This window comes from Leucobacter sp. MMO-125, from assembly GCF_037148395.1.
Lineage (GTDB): Bacteria > Actinomycetota > Actinomycetes > Actinomycetales > Microbacteriaceae > Leucobacter.
Genome location: NZ_JBBCTL010000001.1, coordinates 88,733 through 104,729 on the forward strand (window position 1 = coordinate 88,733; position 15,997 = coordinate 104,729).

Consider the following 15,997-nt stretch of genomic DNA (forward strand, 5'->3'; position numbering starts at 1 on the left):
GGCGGTCACCGGTCGAAGACCGACCGAGCGCGAGTGCGCGGCATTCGCGGAGAACAGGATTTGCGGATCACACCGCACGAATAGGGTTTCCGGCGAGAGCGAGACGCTCCCCGGGTAGAGGAGACACCAGGAATGGTGAACAGCACAACAGAAGACCACCGCGACGAGACTGCGGGCGAGCAGCCCGTGCAGTTCGAAGATGCGAAGCTGCAGGGCGAGGAGGCCACTGCGGCCGATGCGCCCGAGGGCGCGATCGAGGCGGGTGAGGGCGGCACCGCCGAACCCGACACGAAGCCTGAGGCACCCAAGCTGCTGCTGCCGCTCGCCGAGATGACTCCCGAGGAGCGCTTCCGAGCGACCACGCGACTCATCTTTCTCGCGCCGGACGTGCCGCCGGTGCAGCCGCGCCCGCGTCGCCTCGAATGGCGTCAGAGCGACGCGTTCCAGCGTCATGAGGAGCCTCGCCAGGGTGAGCTGAGCCAGCTTGACGACCTGCTCGATCAGCGCTTCCAGCGCGATGACGAAGCCTCCGACCGCGATGGCGGCTCGTCTTCGCGCCGCACCCGCCGTCGTTCGGCCGGGGGAGACGCGAACGGTTCGGAAGACGAGCCGCGCCGCCGCGAGCGCCAGGCCCCGGTGATCACCGAGCCCCAGAAGGTCAAGGGATCCACCCGGCTGGAAGCGAAGAAGCAGCGCCGCCGCGACGGTCGCGATGCCGGTCGTCGCCGCATGGTGATCACCGAGTCCGAGTTTCTTGCGCGCCGTGAGGCCGTGGACCGTGAGATGATCGTGCGCACCACCGCGGATCGCGTGCAGATCGGCGTGCTCGAAGACAAGGTGCTCGTTGAGCACTACGTGGCACGGTCGAGCGAGTCTTCGCTGATCGGCAACGTTTATCTGGGCCGCGTGCAGAATGTGCTGCCGAGCATGGAAGCCGCATTCGTCGATATCGGCCGCGGCCGCAACGCCGTGCTGTACTCGGGCGAGGTTGATTGGTCGGAGTTCGAGGGTGGCAATACCGCCCGTCGTATAGAGAATGCCCTGAAGCCTGGCGACCAGGTGCTCGTGCAGGTCACGAAGGATCCGGTGGGGCATAAGGGTGCCCGCCTGACGAGTCAGATCTCGCTGCCGGGTCGCTTCCTCGTGTACGTTCCGGGCGGTGCCATGAACGGCATCTCGCGTAAGCTCCCTGATACCGAGCGCGCGCGCCTGAAGAAGATCCTCAAAGAAGTGCTGCCGAGCGGCGCGGGTGTGATTGTGCGTACCGCCGCCGAGGGCGCTAGCGAGGATCAGCTCACGCACGATGTGCAGCGGCTCACCCGCCAGTGGGAGTCGATTCAGAAGCGCGTTGAGAAGGGTGGCGGGCCGGTGCTGCTGCACTCGGAGCCCGACATGCTCATCAAGATCGTGCGCGACGTGTTCAACGAAGACTTCCACCGGATGCGCATCTCCGGCGACGAAACTTACGAGACGATCGAGCGCTACCTCTCGCAGGTGGCTCCTGATCTGATGCAGCGTGTCGAGCGCTACAGCGGTGAGCGTGACATCTTCGACGAGTACCGGGTGACTGAGCAGATCGCGAAGGCGCTTGATCGCAAGGTGTGGCTGCCTTCGGGCGGGTCGCTCGTGATTGACCGCACCGAGGCGATGACCGTTGTCGACGTCAACACCGGCAAGTTCGTCGGCTCGGGCGGCAACCTCGAGGAAACCGTCACGAAGAACAACCTGGAGGCGGCCGAGGAGATCGTGCGTCAGCTGCGGTTGCGCGATATCGGCGGCATTATCGTGATCGACTTCATCGACATGGTGCTTGAATCGAACCGTGACCTTGTGCTGCGTCGTCTGGTCGAGTGCCTGAGCCGTGATCGTACGAAGCATCAGGTTGCAGAGGTGACCTCGCTCGGTCTGGTGCAGATGACGCGTAAAAAGCTGGGGCTCGGTCTGCTGGAGTCGTTCAGCGAGCCCTGCGAGGTCTGCGCCGGGCGCGGGGTCATCGTGCACCACGAACCCGTTGCCAAGCACCGCAGCGAAAGCCAGCCGCGCAACTCCAAGCGCAGCAAGGGCGGGCAGCCTCACCAGCAGGAAGCCAAGACCCAGAATCAGACGCACGCCATTACCGACGGCGCGAAGAATATGCTTGCGCAGGTGGCTGCATCCACTCTGCAGGCCGCAAAGGCTGATGATCGCCCCGCTGGTGAGACGCCAGCGGCGGCGGAGTCGGCAGCACCTGCTGCGGCAGTGTCCCCGCGCACCGATACTGAGGTGAAGGTGAGCGGCAAGGTCTCCTCGCGTCCCGCACGCGAGTCGGCTGCGCCGCGCACGCGAGTCGCGGCCGAGGCTCCCGCCAGCGGAGGCTTGCTTGATTCGGTGCTCGACGCATTGCCGGAGGCACCGAGCGCCGGCACCGGCCGTGCCCGCAATCGGCGCGTCTCGACGGCACCGATAACAGGTGGTGCTGAACGGCCCGTCGTCGCGGAGAGCGACGATGCGAAGTCGGCTCAGCAGGCGCTTGCGGAGGCGCTCGATGCGACGGCCCGCCGAAAGGGCGCCGGTCGGGAGTGACACGCGGGGTGGCCTATTTGACCGCATCCGGTGATTCACGGTATTATTGAGCGTTGGTGTCACCCGATAGGCGACGGCACCTCAGACTTCGAAGGCGGCACGGCCGCACTTCGACACGGAAGAAGATCCTCAAGAAAAGGGTGACAAGTGGTTTACGCAGTAGTGCGCACAAGCGGCCGTCAGGAGAAGGTCGAGGTCGGCTCGATCATCACCGTCAATCGTGTGGCGGGCGACGCCAAGGGCAAGCTTCAGCTTCCCGCGGTACTCCTCGTTGATGGCGACAAGGTGACGACCGACGCCGCGGCTCTTGCCAAGGTGAAGGTGACCGCAGAGGTGCTCAACGACCTCCGTGGTCCGAAGATCGTCATCCAGCGTTACAAGAACAAGACCGGTTACAAGAGCCGCCAGGGTCACCGTCAGGATCTGACCCGCATCAAGGTCACCGGCATCAAGTAATCGCCTCGGCATCACTGAAGGAGTAGAGACTCATGGCACATAAGAAGGGCGCAAGCTCGACCCGTAACGGTCGCGACTCGAACCCCCAGTACCTCGGCGTGAAGCGCTTCGGCGGCCAGCAGGTCGGCGCGGGCGAGATCCTCGTCCGCCAGCGCGGCACCAAGTTCCACCCGGGTGCGAACGTCGGTCGCGGTGGCGACGACACCCTCTTCGCACTTGCGGCCGGCGAGGTCGAGTTCGGTGTGAAGGGCGGCCGCAAGGTCGTCAACATCGTGGCTGCTGCCTAACCACAGGCATTCGACGGCGAGTCGGCCCCTCGATCAGCTCGAGGACCGGCTCGCCGTTTGCCGTATTCAGAGATAGTGGTCATCCCGCAGCCCGAAACGGCAGGGCCGGGATGATTCCCTGCAGTTCGATGCAGGGAGACGCAGGGCGGGAGACGCAGTTATGGTGACCTTCGTGGATCGGGTGCAGGTGCACCTTCAGGCGGGACGCGGCGGAAATGGCTGCGTGTCGGTTCGGCGCGAAAAATTCAAGCCCCTCGCGGGCCCCGACGGCGGGGCCGGGGGTCACGGCGGCGACGTCGTACTCGTTGCCGATCCGCAGGTCACCACCCTGCTTGAATACCACCGCCGCCCCCACCGCACCGCCGAAAACGGCGGCTACGGTGCCGGCGGCTACCGTGAAGGCACCCACGGTGCCGAGATGGTGCTGCCCGTGCCCGTCGGCACCGTCGTGAAGGACGAAGCGGGGGAGACCCTTATCGACCTCACCGAGCCGGGAACCCGCTATATCGCTGCGAAGGGCGGCATCGGTGGCCTCGGCAACAACCAGCTCGCCAGCACCAAACGCAAAGCCCCCGGCTTCGCCCTGCTCGGCACCGAGGGTGCCCAGTGCACAGTGACCCTCGAACTCAAGACCATCGCCGACGTGGCATTCGTGGGCTACCCCTCGGCCGGCAAATCGAGCCTCATCGCCGCGATGAGCGCGGCGAAGCCGAAGATCGCCGACTACCCGTTCACCACCCTGCACCCCAACCTGGGCGTCGTGCAGGCCGGCGACCACCGCTACACCGTCGCCGACGTTCCCGGTCTCATCGAAGGTGCCAGCGAGGGGCGCGGCTTGGGCCTCGACTTTCTGCGCCACGTCGAGCGCTGCAGCGCGCTGCTACACGTGCTCGACTGCGCCACCCTCGAACCGGGCCGCGATCCGCTCTCAGACCTCGAAGTGATCCGCGGCGAGCTCGCCGCCTACCCCGTGCCCGAAGGCCAGGTGCCGCTGCTCGAACGGCCGCAGCTCGTCGCGCTCAACAAGATCGACGTGCCCGAAGCCCGCGAACTCGCAGACTTCGTGCGCCCCGAGCTTGAATCGCAGGGCTACCGCGTCTTCGAGATCTCCACGGTCTCGCACGAGGGCCTGCGCGAGCTCAGCTTCGCGCTCGCAGAACTCGTCGAGCAGTCGCGCGAACGCGAACTCGCTGAGGCCGCCCACCAGCCGCGCATCGTGCTGCAGCCGAAGGCCGTCGACGACAGCGGCTTCCGTGTGGTGCCCGAGGGTGGCAGCTACGGCACCATCTACCGCATTCTCGGCACGAAGCCGCAGCGCTGGGTCGAGCAGACCGACTTCAAGAACGACGAAGCCGTGGGCTACCTCGCCGACCGACTGCAGAAGATCGGCATCGAAGACGCCCTCGTCAAGGCCGGTGCCACCGCGGGCTCCACTGTGGTCATCGGGCCGGGCGCCGGCGTCGTCTTCGACTGGGAGCCGACCGTCACCAGCGCCGCCGAAGTACAAATGGGCTCCCGCGGCTCCGATCTGCGCGTCGACCAGAATCAGAGACGCACCAACAAGGAACGCCGCGTCGAATACCACGAGATGATGGACGCGAAGGCTGAGGCCCGCGCCGAACTCGAACGCGAGCGCAAGTCTGGCATGTGGGAGAGCGAATCGTGACTCCCGGATCGCTCACCACCGGCGAGGAGCTGCTCGGCGCCCGCCGCGTGGTGGTGAAAGTCGGTTCGTCGTCGGTCAGCGGTGACAACGCGGGTCAGATCCCCCATCTCGTTTCCTGCCTCGCACGCATGTATCGGGCCGGTGCCCAGGTGATCCTGGTCTCCAGCGGCGCAATCGCCACGGGTGTGCCCTTCCTGCGCCTGGACGAGCGGCCCGATGATCTCGCAACGCAGCAGGCCGCAGCCGCCGTGGGGCAGAATATTCTCGTCAACCGCTACCAGCGGGCGCTCACAGCGCACGAGATCATCGCGGGTCAGGTGCTACTCACCGCGCACGACATGGAGAATCCCACGCACCGAGGCAACGCCAGGCGCTCGATCGAGCGGCTGCTGCAGCTCGGGATCCTCCCCATCATCAACGAGAACGACACCGTCGCGACCCACGAGATTCGCTTCGGCGATAACGACCGTCTCGCCGCGCTTGTGGCGCGACTGGTGGGGGCCGACAGGCTGGTGCTGCTCTCCGATGTCGACGCCCTCTACACCGCGCCCCCTGCAATGGCCGGCGCGGAGCGCATTGAGTTCGTGCCCTACGGTGATCCGCTCGACGGCATCGAGATCGGTGAGTCGCAATCTGGTTGGGGCACCGGCGGCGCAGCCACGAAGGTGCAGGCCGCGAGGCTCGCCGCCGACGCGGGCACCGCAGTGCTGCTCACGGAGACAAAGCTGCTGGCTCCCCTGCTCGACGGCGAACGCCACGGCACTTCCTTCGAAGCGAAGCGCGGCGGCGAATCGGTAGGCTAGGGGTCATGACCCAGGCTGATCCCTTCCTCGTCAAGCTCGAACGCGCGCGCGCCGCATCCAAGCGGCTCGCCACCGTCACCACCACGCAGAAGAACGCGGCGCTCGAAGCCATTGCGGCAGAACTCGAGAACAGCGTCGATGAGGTTGTCGCAGCAAACGCCCTCGATCTCGCCCGCGGTGTGGAGAACGGCATCGGGCAGGGGCTGCTGGATCGCCTGCGCCTCGATGCCGAACGCCTGCGCGGCCTGGCCGCAGCCGTGCGCGAGGTCATCGCGCTGCCCGACCCCGTGGGGCAGGTGGTGCGCGGCAGCACCCTCGCCAACGGGGTCGCCATCAGCCAGGTTCGTGTGCCCTTCGGCGTGGTCGGTGCCATCTATGAGGCGCGACCCAATGTGACCATCGATATCGCCGCCCTCGCGCTGAAGAGCGGCAACGGTGCGGTGCTGCGCGGCGGCAGCGCGGCTGAGCACTCGAATCGGGTGCTCGTGGCGCTGATTCAGCGCGCCATCGATCGTGCGGGTCTCGACGGTGACGCCGTGCAGACCATCGACGAGTTCGGTCGAGAGGGAGCCTCCCGCCTGATGCGCGCGCGCGGCTACGTCGATGTGCTCATCCCACGCGGCAGCGCAGGGCTCATCTCGACAGTGGTGAACGAGTCGACCGTGCCGGTGATCGAGACAGGCTCGGGTATCGTGCACGTCTTCGTCGACGCGAGCGCCGACGAAGAGATGGCCGTCTCCGTGGTCAAGAACGCGAAGACCCACCGCCCGAGCGTGTGCAACGCTGCTGAAACGCTGCTCGTGCATCGCGACGCCGCCGAACGGCTGCTGCCGAGGCTCGCGAGCGAACTCATCGGTGCCGGCGTGGAGCTGAGCGGCGACGAGGCCGCTCGGGGCGTGGCTGAGGGAGTGCTTGCGGCGAACGATGAGACCTGGGCCACCGAGCATCTCGCGCTTGAGATGGGTGTGCGGGTTGTCGACTCGCTCGACGAGGCGCTGGCGCACATCGAGCGCTACTCGACCCGTCACACCGACGCGATCGTCACTCAGGATTACGCCAATGCCGAGCGCTTCCTCGCCGAGGTCGACTCGGCTGTGGTGATGGTGAACGCATCCACCCGATTCACTGACGGCGGCGAGTTCGGCTTTGGTGCTGAGGTGGGAATCTCGACGCAGAAGCTGCACGCCCGAGGCCCCATGGGCCTTCCCGAGCTCACGAGCACGAAGTGGCTTGTGCGGGGCGCCGGTCAGATCCGCTGATCAAACCCGATACACTGAATGTATCTTCCTTTATCCGTCATGAATGCAGGGGTCTCAATGTCACTTGTCGCCACGATCGCCGTCGCCGCCGAAGAGGGGCACCACATCGTCAACGAGCTGCCCTTCCCGGCCCCTGTTTTCGGTGCCATCGCCTTCGTCGCCTTCACCGCGCTCGCGCTGGTGACGTTCTCGTTCCGCGACGTCGCGAACCGCCACGCTGAGAAGGCTGAGGCCTACGCTCGCGAGCACGGCGCCGCACAGCACCACTGAGCATCGGCACTCCGTGGCAACACGACGCCGCATCGGGGTGATGGGCGGCACCTTCGATCCGATCCATCACGGGCACCTGGTCGCGGCAAGTGAGGTCGCGCAGAGCTTCGACCTTGACGAAGTAATTTTCGTCCCAACTGGCCGACCCTGGCAGAAGCAGCATGTCTCGCCCAGTGAACACCGGTATCTGATGACGGTCATTGCGACCGCATCGAACCCCAGGTTCACGGTCAGCAGAGTAGATGTGGATCGCGCCGGCCCCACCTACACCGTTGATACGCTGCGTGATCTTCGCGCTCAGTACCCTGATGACGACCTCTTCTTCATCTCAGGGGCTGACGCCGTCGAGCAGATCCTTGGCTGGAAGGACATCGACAGGCTCTGGGATCTCGCCCATTTTATCGCCGTGTCGCGCCCCGGGCACGAGCTCTCGCTTTCGGGTTTGTCGGGTGACCACGTAAGCTTGTTAGAAGTCCCCGCTCTGGCAATCTCATCTACGGACTGCCGGGAGCGGGTGGCGCGGGGGTATCCGGTGTGGTACCTGGTGCCTGACGGTGTAGTGCAATACATCGCGAAGCACGGTTTGTACACCGAGGAAGCGACAGAGAATGAGTGAGCAGGACGAACAGCGACCGCTGAGCCGCCGTGAGCGGCGGTTGCGGGAGATGGCGGAGACCGGCGCGCTGGATCTCTCCGAGATCTCAGAGATGGTGGCTGAGCCGAAGCCGGTGAGCCAGCCAAAGATCGACAACGAGATCGAAATCTCGCCGTTCCACGAAGATGGCACGCCGCGCAGCCGTCGCGAGATGCGCGAACTCCGCGAGCGGGCACTTGCTGAGCGAGCGCAAGCGGACCCGGAAGCTGCTGACGGCGCCGATGTTGAGGCGTCGGACCCTGCTGAGTCGACGACCGATGCTGCATCTGAGACCTCCGAGATCGATGACGTGGCTGCTGAAGATGCACCCGCAGAGGCGGCTCAGGCAGAGCGGGCCTCCGTTGAGGAGGTGCCGGTCGAGCCTGCAGGCGAGTCGATTCCCGAGCCCGTACCCGCGGTACGTCCCGCTCCCACCCAGCCGTGGTCGTCGGCTCCTGAGGCCGACGCTGCAGTCGCATCCGCGGATGATGCGCCTGAGGCTGTTGGGGTTGATGGTGACACCTCTGAGGCTGACACCGCTGAGCAGCTGGGGCACGATCCCGCGCCCGGCGATCAGACCGGTGCGATCGACTTCGATACGTTGATTGCCCCGCCGACCGAGCCGTTTACCGTGGCAGAGTTGCAGGAGGCGGAAGCCGCTGCAGCCGATGACCTCGACGAGGAAGACGAGCCGGCGGGGGCCAGCGCAGACGAGCCCGCGCCCGTTGAGGCGGCGCCCGCTGAGAAGCCGAAGCGTCGCTTCCCCTGGCAGCGCAAGACCACCGCTGACGACGTTGCGGATGCCTCCCCGTCGGATGAGGCAAGCGCGGAAGGCGCTGCTGAACAGTCTCAGGCAGGCGACGCCGAGAGCGATTCGGTGTCCACGACTGACGAAGTGCCCGAGGCTGCGACAGAAGCTGTCGCCGTCGAGGATGTCGTCGTTGTTGAGGAGACCGTGGCCATCGCTGAGGTGGCGGAGCCCGAAGCAGAACCCACGCCCGAAGAGGCGAGCCCTGAGCAGAAGGCCAGCTACTCCTTCCCGGATATCGCCCCGCCCGAGGAGTGGCGGTCGGTGTTCGATGACCCCACCTCCCGTAAGGTGCCCGATCAGGGTGGTCAGGGCGGCGACTTCGACGATCTCATCTCCCGGGCGGTCGCTCAGGAGGGCACGTCGACCACGGCGGGCACCTCGGCGCTGATCCTGCCGTCCATGCCGGAAGACACCGGTGGTCTCACCGGCCCGATCGGCGCCACCGGAGAGTTGTATGTGACCGGCTCCCTGCAGCTGCCGAAGTCGCTCGGTGAAACCGGGGGACACTCGGCGCTCCATGACTCGATCGAGATCGATCCCATCACGGGCGAAGAGTCCGCTGATCTCCATATGACCGGCGAGGGCCCCGCGCCTGTTTCGGCTCGGCACGCCGTGAGTGCGCGTGCTGCGTCGGGTCTTCCGATGGCGAAGCCCGTGACGGATCGCAGCAAGCTGCCGCTCGTGCTGTCGCTCACCGGCGGTGGCCTGCTCGTGGTCATCGTTGCGCTGGGCGTCTGGGGCGCAAGCAACGGGATGTTTGGGTAGCTCCGAGCGAGTTCTCTCCTGCGGGCGTGTGCCCGCCGAACGAAGGAAACACACTGAAGACTGAAGTGAATCAGGCCAACGACGTGCTGTCCGATCTGCGGATCGCGGTTCGTGCGGCCGACGACAAGGGCGCAACTGCTCCTGTGGCGCTGCAGGTGACGGAGCAGTTCGGCCTCGCCGACGCGTTCTTGATCGTGACCGGCGCGGTGGAGCGCAATGTGCAGGCGATCTCAGACGCCATCGAAGACGCTCTTAACGAGGCTGGTGTGCGCACCGTGCGTCGTGAGGGGCGCGAGACGGGTCGATGGGTGCTGCTCGATTTCGGCGACCTCATCGTGCACATCTTCCATCAGGAGGAGCGCGACTTCTACCAGCTTGAGCGTCTCTGGCAGGACTGCCCGGTGATTGAGGTGGCGCCTATGCTCGAGACCGCCGAAGACAGCAGCCAGGCGTAGCCGTGACAAGAGGTGCGACGCGCCCGGGAACGCCCGATTTGCGCGCTGCACCCCCTTCCGGTGTAAAGTAGAGGAGTTGTCGGGGGAGCATTTCTCCGACTTCCACGGGTCTGTGGCGCAGCTGGTAGCGCACCTGCATGGCATGCAGGGGGTCAGGGGTTCGAGTCCCCTCAGATCCACCATTCCTTGAGAAGCCCCGCTCCGGCGGGGCTTTTTCGTTTTGAGAATGGGGTCGCGTGCTGTATTCGGGGCTGCTCTGGCCTGCCGGGAAGTGCTGGCAGAAACGTCGGTACAGTCTGCCGGGGGAGTGCATCGACAACGCCACTCGGCCGCGATCCACCACGCCCCGATACACTGCGGACATGATCGACCTGAGCCACCCCATCTTCACAGGCATGACCGTCTACCCTGGCGACCCCGAGGTGCGCGTGCGCGAAGCCTTGAGCGTCGCCGCCGACGGTGTCGCGGTCTCAGAACTGCACCTCGGCTCCCACGCCGGCACCCACATCGACGCCCCTTCGCACACGATCTCGGGCGGCCGCACCATCGACCAGGTGCCGCTCGACGCACTCTCGGGCGACGCCCTGATTCTGCACCTCGCCGATCGAGTCACAGCAGGGGCCGGCATCGACTCCGCCATGCTCGGCCTTGACGCCTTCGAGTCGGTGCCCGCGATTGTCGCGATCTGCACAGGATGGGATCGGCACTTCGGCGATGACCTCGCGCTGCAGCATCCCTTCATGACCGTCGAAGCAGCTGAACGGCTATGGCAGCTCGGCATGCGGGTGCTCGCCGTCGACACGCTCAGCCCGGATCGCACCGCAATTGGTGAGAGCACCGATGGGGGAGACACGGCTGGCGATCCCGATCCGCTGCCCGTGCACAGCGTGGTGCTGGGGCGAGGAGGCACGATCGTGGAGAACGTGCGCGGGCTCGATGCGCTCGGTGAGCGGGCCCGGATTGGCATCTTCCCGCTGCCGCTCCGGGGTGCCGACGGCGCGCCTGCCCGAGTCGTGGCGTGGACGGATGCGGATCGCTGATCCCGGGCGTTCCCCGCGCCCGCGAGGGGTTGCGATCGCGCCCGGCCACTCGGGCTTGGTGTGCATCGCCCAGGGGCACTGCGGCTGAGGCTTGAGACGGAGCCGCGCGCACGGCGGTAAACTGCTGCGGTACCCGGCGGCAGGGCTCACCGGAACCAAGCCTGTCTCGGCAGGGCAACGATCTCGGGCGCGGAAGTGAGGGGCGAACGTGGGGGACGAAGGGGTACGGTCGCTGGGCTACGCACGACCGGGTTTCGCGGCACTGCTGCCCGATCTTGCGGTGGTCGCACTTGGCGGATCCATCGGCTCGCTCGCACGCTATCTGCTCTCGACCTGGATCGCACCCAGCGGCGACTTTCCGCTCGCGGTCTTCTCAGTCAACATCGTAGGTGCGTTCCTGCTCGGGCTGCTTGTCGAGGTCATCACTCGGGCCGGGGGAGACGGCGGGCGCTGGCGCACGATGCGCCTGCTGCTCGGCACCGGCCTGCTCGGCGGATTCACCACCTACAGTCTGCTCGCAGCCGACCTTGCGGAGCTGCTGCTCGCCGGCGCTTTCGGAGTTGCGGCGCTGTATGCGCTGCTCACGCTTGTGCTCGGCGGCGCGGCGAGCTGGTGCGGGGTGCTGGCTGGGCGGATCCCGAGCCGTCTGCGAGCGCGGGGGGCGGCACAGTGAGCGGCGTGGCGGTCGCGATTGGTATCGCGCTCGCGGGTGGTCTCGGCGCTGCAGTGCGCCACCTCGTCGACACCAGCCTGCCTGATCGCGTGCGCGCTCGGTTCCCGTGGGGGGTCATGCTCATCAATCTGAGCGGATCATTCGCGCTGGGGTTGCTCGTCGGCCTCGCGCTCGATCATCCGATCGCAAGCATGCTGTCGGTTGGATTCCTCGGCGGGTACACCACCTTCAGCACTGCGAGCCTCGACAGTGTGCGTCTGCTTGCTGCGCGGCGCTACGGCGCGGCCCTGTGGAACGGCCCGGGCATGCTGATTTTCGCCACAGCGCTCGCCGTGCTCGGCATCTTGCTGACGCGATCCTGATCCCTGATCTGCGCAGCGGCCGCCCCGCACTCGCGCCGCACCCGCCCGGCCCGGTTTGCCGCCCGTGCCTCCGGCACACACCTCATCGGAGTCACCCCAGTGGCCGTTTCACCAACGCTCATACGACCACACGGGTGACCTCGATTGCTCAGCGCACTCGCCGGGCTTCGAAGGTGTGCGCCGGGTTCACGTATGCCTCCTGCGACTCGACGAGCTGCAGTTCGCGGCTGCCGGCCGCGAGGGTGCGCTCCAGCAGTTCGAAGACGCTCGCTGCGGTGCGCGACAGCGCCGCCGCCGCGTCTCCCGTGCGCCGCAGGTGCGCGGTGAAGAGGGCCGCGGTGACATCGCCAGAACCGTTGCGCTTGAGGGGGAGGCGCGGCGTCTCGAGCAGCCAGGCGCCGTCGCCGGTGACGGCGAGCATCTCGATCGTGGCCGGTTCGCCGTCGGCGGTGACGGGGCGATCGGGGCGCAGCAGGCTTGTCACGAGCACGGTGCCCGGGCCGAGTTCGCGGGCGCGATCGACAGCGTCGAGGGTTGATTCGAGGGTGTCGGGCGAGGTGCCCGTGATGAAGCCCAGCTCGAACTGATTCGGGGTGATGAGGTCGGCCTGCGGCACGACGCGGTCGCGGATCAGCTCTTGCACTTCGGGGGCAACGTGACAGCCCGAGACTGCATTGCCGAGCACGGGGTCGCAGGCGTAGATGGCATCGGGGCTGTGCTGCTTCACACGCGCCACGGCGTCGAGGATCGCGTCGCCGATGCTGCTGCCGCCCTGGTAGCCGGAGAGCACGGCGTCGACGTTCTCGAGGCCGCCGCGTTCCTCGATGCCGGTCACGATCTCGCGCACGTCATCGCCGCTCAGCATCGGGCCGCGCCAGGATCCGTAGCCCGTGTGGTTCGAGAAGCACACCGTCGAGACAGGCATCACCTCGACCCCGATGCGCTGCAACGGAAACACTGCCGCGGAGTTGCCAACGTGACCGTAGGAAACAGAGGACTGGATCGAGAGAATGCGCATGCATCGATCTTCGCACTGGTCTATTTCGTGGACCAATGACGCAGCGTGGCAGTAGACCACGGGTCGGCGAGCCTCGCCCCAGCCAGCTTGGTGAATGGGTGGGGTTAGATCCCCCGTCCCGGCGTGAGGATGTTGTGCGGATCGAGTGCGGTCTTAATCGCCTGCTGCACGTCGAGCGCCACAGGGTCGAGCTGCCAGGGCAGCTCGTGCCGCTTCACCGACCCGATGCCGTGCTCGCCCGAGATCGTGCCGCCGAGGGAGAGTGCGAGACGGGTGATGTCGTCGATCACGCGGTCTGCGAGGGCGATGCCCTCTGCCGTATCGGGGGCTTCAACGGTGCTGTGCAGATTGCCGTCGCCCGCGTGCGCGACGGTCGAGACTCGCCTCCCGTGGTGCTCGGAGATCTCGGCGATGCCTTGGAAGACCTCGGCAAGTGCCGCCACAGGCACCCCTACGTCGCAGGAGATCTTGAGGCCGCGGGCGTTGAGCGCCGGGTTCGAGAGGCGACGCGCCTCGAGCAGCGCATCTGATTCGGACACCCCCGAGTCGGTCGCGCCGTGCTCAACGCACAGAGCGGTGATCGCGGCGGCCTTCTCGGCCGCGTCGAGCCCCACAGTCTGACCCACCAGCATCGCGCCGCGCGGAACCGTGAGACCGCTTGGATGGAACGACTCGATGATCTCGACGCTGAGCGCGTCCATGAGCTCGAGCACCTCCGGCTGCACCGAGCCGCCCACAATCGCGGTGACGGCGCGCCCGGCGTCTTCGAGCGTATCGAAGCTGGCGCGGAAGGTGCGCGGTGTGCCCGGCGGCACGGGCTTCAGCCGAACGGTCGCCTCGGTGATGACGCCAAGTGTGCCTTCCGATCCCACGAACAGGCTGGTGAGGTCGTAGCCGACGACATTCTTGCGGGTGCGTGCGCCCACGCGCAGCACGCGCCCGTCGGCGAGCACCACCTCGAGTGCGGCGACCGAGTCGGTCGTCACCCCGTGCGAGACGCAGCGCAGCCCGCCCGCGTTGGTGGCGATGTTGCCCCCGACGGTGCAGCTGCGTGCGCTGGCCGGATCCGGCGGGAAGAACAGGCCCTGTTCGCGGCAGAGGGCATCCAGCTCTGCGGTGATGACGCCGGGCTGCACCACCGCAAGCCTATTGGGGGCGTCGATGTCGAGCACGCGGTTCATGCGCTCCAGCGACACGATGAGCCCGCCGTCATAGCCCATTGCGCCCCCGGTGAGGCCCGTGCCGGCACCGCGCACGCTCACCGGCACGCGGTGCTCGTGAGCCCAGGCAAGCGCAGCGGATACCTCAGCGGTCGATTCGGCGAGCACGAGTGCGAGCGGGGTGCCGTCTGGCACTGCCCGTGACGTGTCGATGGCGTAGGGCGCGATGAGGGCGGGGTCGCGCACCAGCCGTTCACCGAATACCCGCTGCAACTGCTGAAAAGATCCCACTCGGACTCCTTGATCGACGACGCTGTGCTGCAATCCACGCTAGCGCACGCCACGGGCACCGGGCCCGTGGCCGGCTGCGGCCTCGGCGGCCTGCAGTCCCGGTGGTGGGCGGCCGCGGTGGCGCACGGCCTCGCGTGGCAGGATGAGGGGGTGGATCAGCAGACGAGCGCGCAGACATCTTCCGGCGTGCATGCGCCGAACGGCGTCGGAGCCGGACGCTATGCCCCGAGCCCCTCAGGCGATCTGCACCTCGGTAATCTGCGCACGGCCCTGCTGGCGTGGTTGTTCGCGCGATCGAGTGGACGGCGCTTCCTCATGCGTGTCGAAGACCTCGATCGCGCACGCGACGCGGGCGCGGGGGAGCGGCAGCTCGATGATCTCGCCGCTCTCGGCATTGACTGGGATGGCCCGGCGGTGCTGCAGACGATGCGGGGGGCGGATCATGACGCTGCGATCAGCGCCCTCGCCGCCAGGGGTCTCGTCTACGAATGCAGCTGCACGCGCCGCGACATTCTCGCCGCGCCGAGCGCCCCTCATGCCCCGCCGGGGGCATACCCCGGCACCTGCCGCGACCGCACGGAGGAGGAGCGGGCGGCGGTGCGGGCCGCGATCCTGCCCCGGAAACCGGCCCTGCGGCTGCGCGCGCCGGAGGGAGTGCACGCGCTCGAGTTCGACGACCTCGTGCTGGGGCGCACCCGCGGCGATATCGACGACTTCGTGCTGCGGCGTGGCGATGGCACCGTCGCCTACAACCTCGCCGTGGTCGTCGACGATGCTGCGATGGGGGTGAACCAGGTGGTGCGCGGTGACGATCTGGCGTCGTCGACGCCGCGTCAGATGCTGCTGCAGCGCATGCTGGGGCTGCCGTCGCCGCCGGCTTTGGAATACGCGCATGTGCCCCTGGTGCTGGGCCCGAGCGGTGCGCGTCTCGCGAAGCGCGACGGTGCGGTCACCCTCTTACAGCTGCGCGACAGCGGTGTCACGAACGGAATGGTGCTCAGCGCCATCGCGGCATCGCTCGGGCTGGCATCACCGGGGGAGCCGGTGACCACCTCGCAGCTGCTCGATCGTTTCGACCCGGCAGCGCTGCCCCGCGAGCCGTGGCTATGGCGCGACGGCACCGCTCAGTAGCGCGGTGCCTACTTCTTGAGCGCCCGGATAATGCGGGCCAGGGCGCGCCCTGCCACCCACACGAACGGCACGCTGACGGCGAGCAGCGCGATCACGTTCGGCTCGAAGCGGGTGTAGCCGTCGCGTGTCACATAGGCACCGACGGGCACCGACATGCCGCCCCCGCCGCCGCCGGAGCCTTCGCCCTGAGCGTCTTCGAGGTCGCCGCCTCCCTCGCCGCCACCGAAACCGTAAGAGGTGCACGCGACGGGGATGATCGTGGTGCCGTCGACCTCGATGGGCTCGCCATACGCGGAGTGGACGCCCACCTGAGTGACCGTGTCTGCAAGCTGCTGGGTGAGTGATGCCATGCCC

General features: G+C 67.1%; 17 protein-coding genes and 1 tRNA gene. 15 read left to right on the forward strand and 3 right to left on the reverse strand.

Annotation, left to right across the window (positions count from 1 at the left end; translation table 11 throughout):
- Positions 1-132: 132 nt before the first annotated feature.
- From WFI54_RS00405 to WFI54_RS00470, 14 genes are all read left to right on the forward strand, one after another.
- Positions 133-2,562 (forward strand): Rne/Rng family ribonuclease, encoded by a 2,430-nt coding sequence (locus WFI54_RS00405; RefSeq protein WP_336650840.1) that lies wholly within the window; start codon positions 133-135, stop codon positions 2,560-2,562.
- 147 nt (positions 2,563-2,709) lie between these two features.
- Positions 2,710-3,018, forward strand: a complete 309-nt coding sequence (gene rplU, locus WFI54_RS00410) for a 50S ribosomal protein L21 (protein WP_024355746.1) — start codon at positions 2,710-2,712, stop codon at positions 3,016-3,018.
- Between the two features lie 32 nt (positions 3,019-3,050).
- On the forward strand, positions 3,051-3,305 hold the full coding sequence (rpmA, locus tag WFI54_RS00415) for a 50S ribosomal protein L27 (RefSeq protein WP_017884564.1): 255 nt from the start codon (positions 3,051-3,053) through the stop codon (positions 3,303-3,305).
- Between the two features lie 160 nt (positions 3,306-3,465).
- A complete protein-coding gene (obgE, locus tag WFI54_RS00420) occupies positions 3,466-4,971 on the forward strand; it encodes a GTPase ObgE (protein WP_336650841.1) in 1,506 nt (501 codons plus the stop codon).
- Positions 4,968-5,774 carry a glutamate 5-kinase gene (proB, locus tag WFI54_RS00425; RefSeq protein ID WP_336650842.1) on the forward strand — a complete coding sequence of 269 codons (807 nt, stop codon included), beginning with the start codon at positions 4,968-4,970 and terminating at the stop codon, positions 5,772-5,774. Before obgE ends, proB begins: the two co-directional genes overlap by 4 nt.
- A 5-nt stretch (positions 5,775-5,779) precedes the next feature.
- Entirely contained in the window at positions 5,780-7,033 is a 1,254-nt protein-coding gene (locus WFI54_RS00430) for a glutamate-5-semialdehyde dehydrogenase (protein ID WP_336650843.1), read from the forward strand.
- Between the two features lie 57 nt (positions 7,034-7,090).
- Positions 7,091-7,303, forward strand: a complete 213-nt coding sequence (locus tag WFI54_RS00435; protein ID WP_336650844.1) for a hypothetical protein — start codon at positions 7,091-7,093, stop codon at positions 7,301-7,303.
- A 13-nt stretch (positions 7,304-7,316) separates the two neighbouring features.
- Positions 7,317-7,919, forward strand: a complete 603-nt coding sequence (gene nadD, locus WFI54_RS00440) for a nicotinate-nucleotide adenylyltransferase (RefSeq protein ID WP_336650845.1) — start codon at positions 7,317-7,319, stop codon at positions 7,917-7,919.
- Positions 7,912-9,513 (forward strand): hypothetical protein, encoded by a 1,602-nt coding sequence (locus WFI54_RS00445; protein ID WP_336650846.1) that lies wholly within the window; start codon positions 7,912-7,914, stop codon positions 9,511-9,513. The genes nadD and WFI54_RS00445 overlap by 8 nt, the downstream gene beginning before the upstream one ends.
- Positions 9,514-9,578: 65 nt before the next feature.
- Positions 9,579-9,968 carry a ribosome silencing factor gene (gene rsfS / locus WFI54_RS00450; protein ID WP_336650847.1) on the forward strand — a complete coding sequence of 130 codons (390 nt, stop codon included), beginning with the start codon at positions 9,579-9,581 and terminating at the stop codon, positions 9,966-9,968.
- Positions 9,969-10,074: 106 nt separating this feature from the next.
- Positions 10,075-10,150, forward strand: a tRNA-Ala gene (locus WFI54_RS00455).
- A gap of 180 nt (positions 10,151-10,330) precedes the next feature.
- A complete protein-coding gene (locus tag WFI54_RS00460) occupies positions 10,331-11,008 on the forward strand; it encodes a cyclase family protein (RefSeq protein WP_336650848.1) in 678 nt (225 codons plus the stop codon).
- A 208-nt stretch (positions 11,009-11,216) separates the two neighbouring features.
- Positions 11,217-11,681: a fluoride efflux transporter FluC gene (locus WFI54_RS00465; protein WP_336650849.1), complete on the forward strand. Its 465-nt coding sequence runs from the start codon at positions 11,217-11,219 to the stop codon at positions 11,679-11,681.
- Positions 11,678-12,043 (forward strand): fluoride efflux transporter FluC, encoded by a 366-nt coding sequence (locus tag WFI54_RS00470; protein ID WP_336650850.1) that lies wholly within the window; start codon positions 11,678-11,680, stop codon positions 12,041-12,043. The genes WFI54_RS00465 and WFI54_RS00470 overlap by 4 nt, the downstream gene beginning before the upstream one ends.
- 148 nt (positions 12,044-12,191) lie before the next feature.
- On the opposite strand, the gene pdxY is transcribed toward WFI54_RS00470, so the two are convergent.
- Positions 12,192-13,061 (reverse strand): pyridoxal kinase PdxY, encoded by an 870-nt coding sequence (pdxY, locus tag WFI54_RS00475; protein ID WP_336650851.1) that lies wholly within the window; start codon positions 13,059-13,061, stop codon positions 12,192-12,194.
- Between the two features lie 104 nt (positions 13,062-13,165).
- Entirely contained in the window at positions 13,166-14,512 is a 1,347-nt protein-coding gene (locus tag WFI54_RS00480) for an FAD-binding oxidoreductase (RefSeq protein ID WP_336650852.1), read from the reverse strand.
- A gap of 186 nt (positions 14,513-14,698) precedes the next feature.
- On the opposite strand from WFI54_RS00480, the gene gluQRS reads away from it, so the two are divergent.
- Positions 14,699-15,643, forward strand: a complete 945-nt coding sequence (gluQRS, locus tag WFI54_RS00485) for a tRNA glutamyl-Q(34) synthetase GluQRS (RefSeq protein ID WP_336651624.1) — start codon at positions 14,699-14,701, stop codon at positions 15,641-15,643.
- An 8-nt stretch (positions 15,644-15,651) separates the two neighbouring features.
- Here the strand turns inward: gluQRS and WFI54_RS00490 are convergent, their stop codons facing one another.
- A complete protein-coding gene (locus WFI54_RS00490) occupies positions 15,652-15,993 on the reverse strand; it encodes a spore germination protein GerW family protein (RefSeq protein ID WP_336650853.1) in 342 nt (113 codons plus the stop codon).
- Positions 15,994-15,997 lie beyond the last annotated feature (4 nt).

Excerpts from the sequence above, each read along its gene's own strand:
- pdxY (WP_336650851.1), bottom strand. The coding sequence starts at position 13,061 with ATGCGCATTCTCTCGATCCAGTCCTCTGTTTCCTACGGTCACGTTGGC.
- rpmA (WP_017884564.1), top strand. The coding sequence starts at position 3,051 with ATGGCACATAAGAAGGGCGCAAGCTCGACCCGTAACGGTCGCGACTCG.
- WFI54_RS00435 (WP_336650844.1), top strand. The coding sequence starts at position 7,091 with ATGTCACTTGTCGCCACGATCGCCGTCGCCGCCGAAGAGGGGCACCAC.
- WFI54_RS00405 (WP_336650840.1), top strand. The coding sequence starts at position 133 with ATGGTGAACAGCACAACAGAAGACCACCGCGACGAGACTGCGGGCGAG.
- WFI54_RS00490 (WP_336650853.1), bottom strand. The coding sequence starts at position 15,993 with ATGGCATCACTCACCCAGCAGCTTGCAGACACGGTCACTCAGGTGGGC.
- obgE (WP_336650841.1), top strand. The coding sequence starts at position 3,466 with ATGGTGACCTTCGTGGATCGGGTGCAGGTGCACCTTCAGGCGGGACGC.
- WFI54_RS00445 (WP_336650846.1), top strand. The coding sequence starts at position 7,912 with ATGAGTGAGCAGGACGAACAGCGACCGCTGAGCCGCCGTGAGCGGCGG.
- WFI54_RS00430 (WP_336650843.1), top strand. The coding sequence starts at position 5,780 with ATGACCCAGGCTGATCCCTTCCTCGTCAAGCTCGAACGCGCGCGCGCC.
- WFI54_RS00460 (WP_336650848.1), top strand. The coding sequence starts at position 10,331 with ATGATCGACCTGAGCCACCCCATCTTCACAGGCATGACCGTCTACCCT.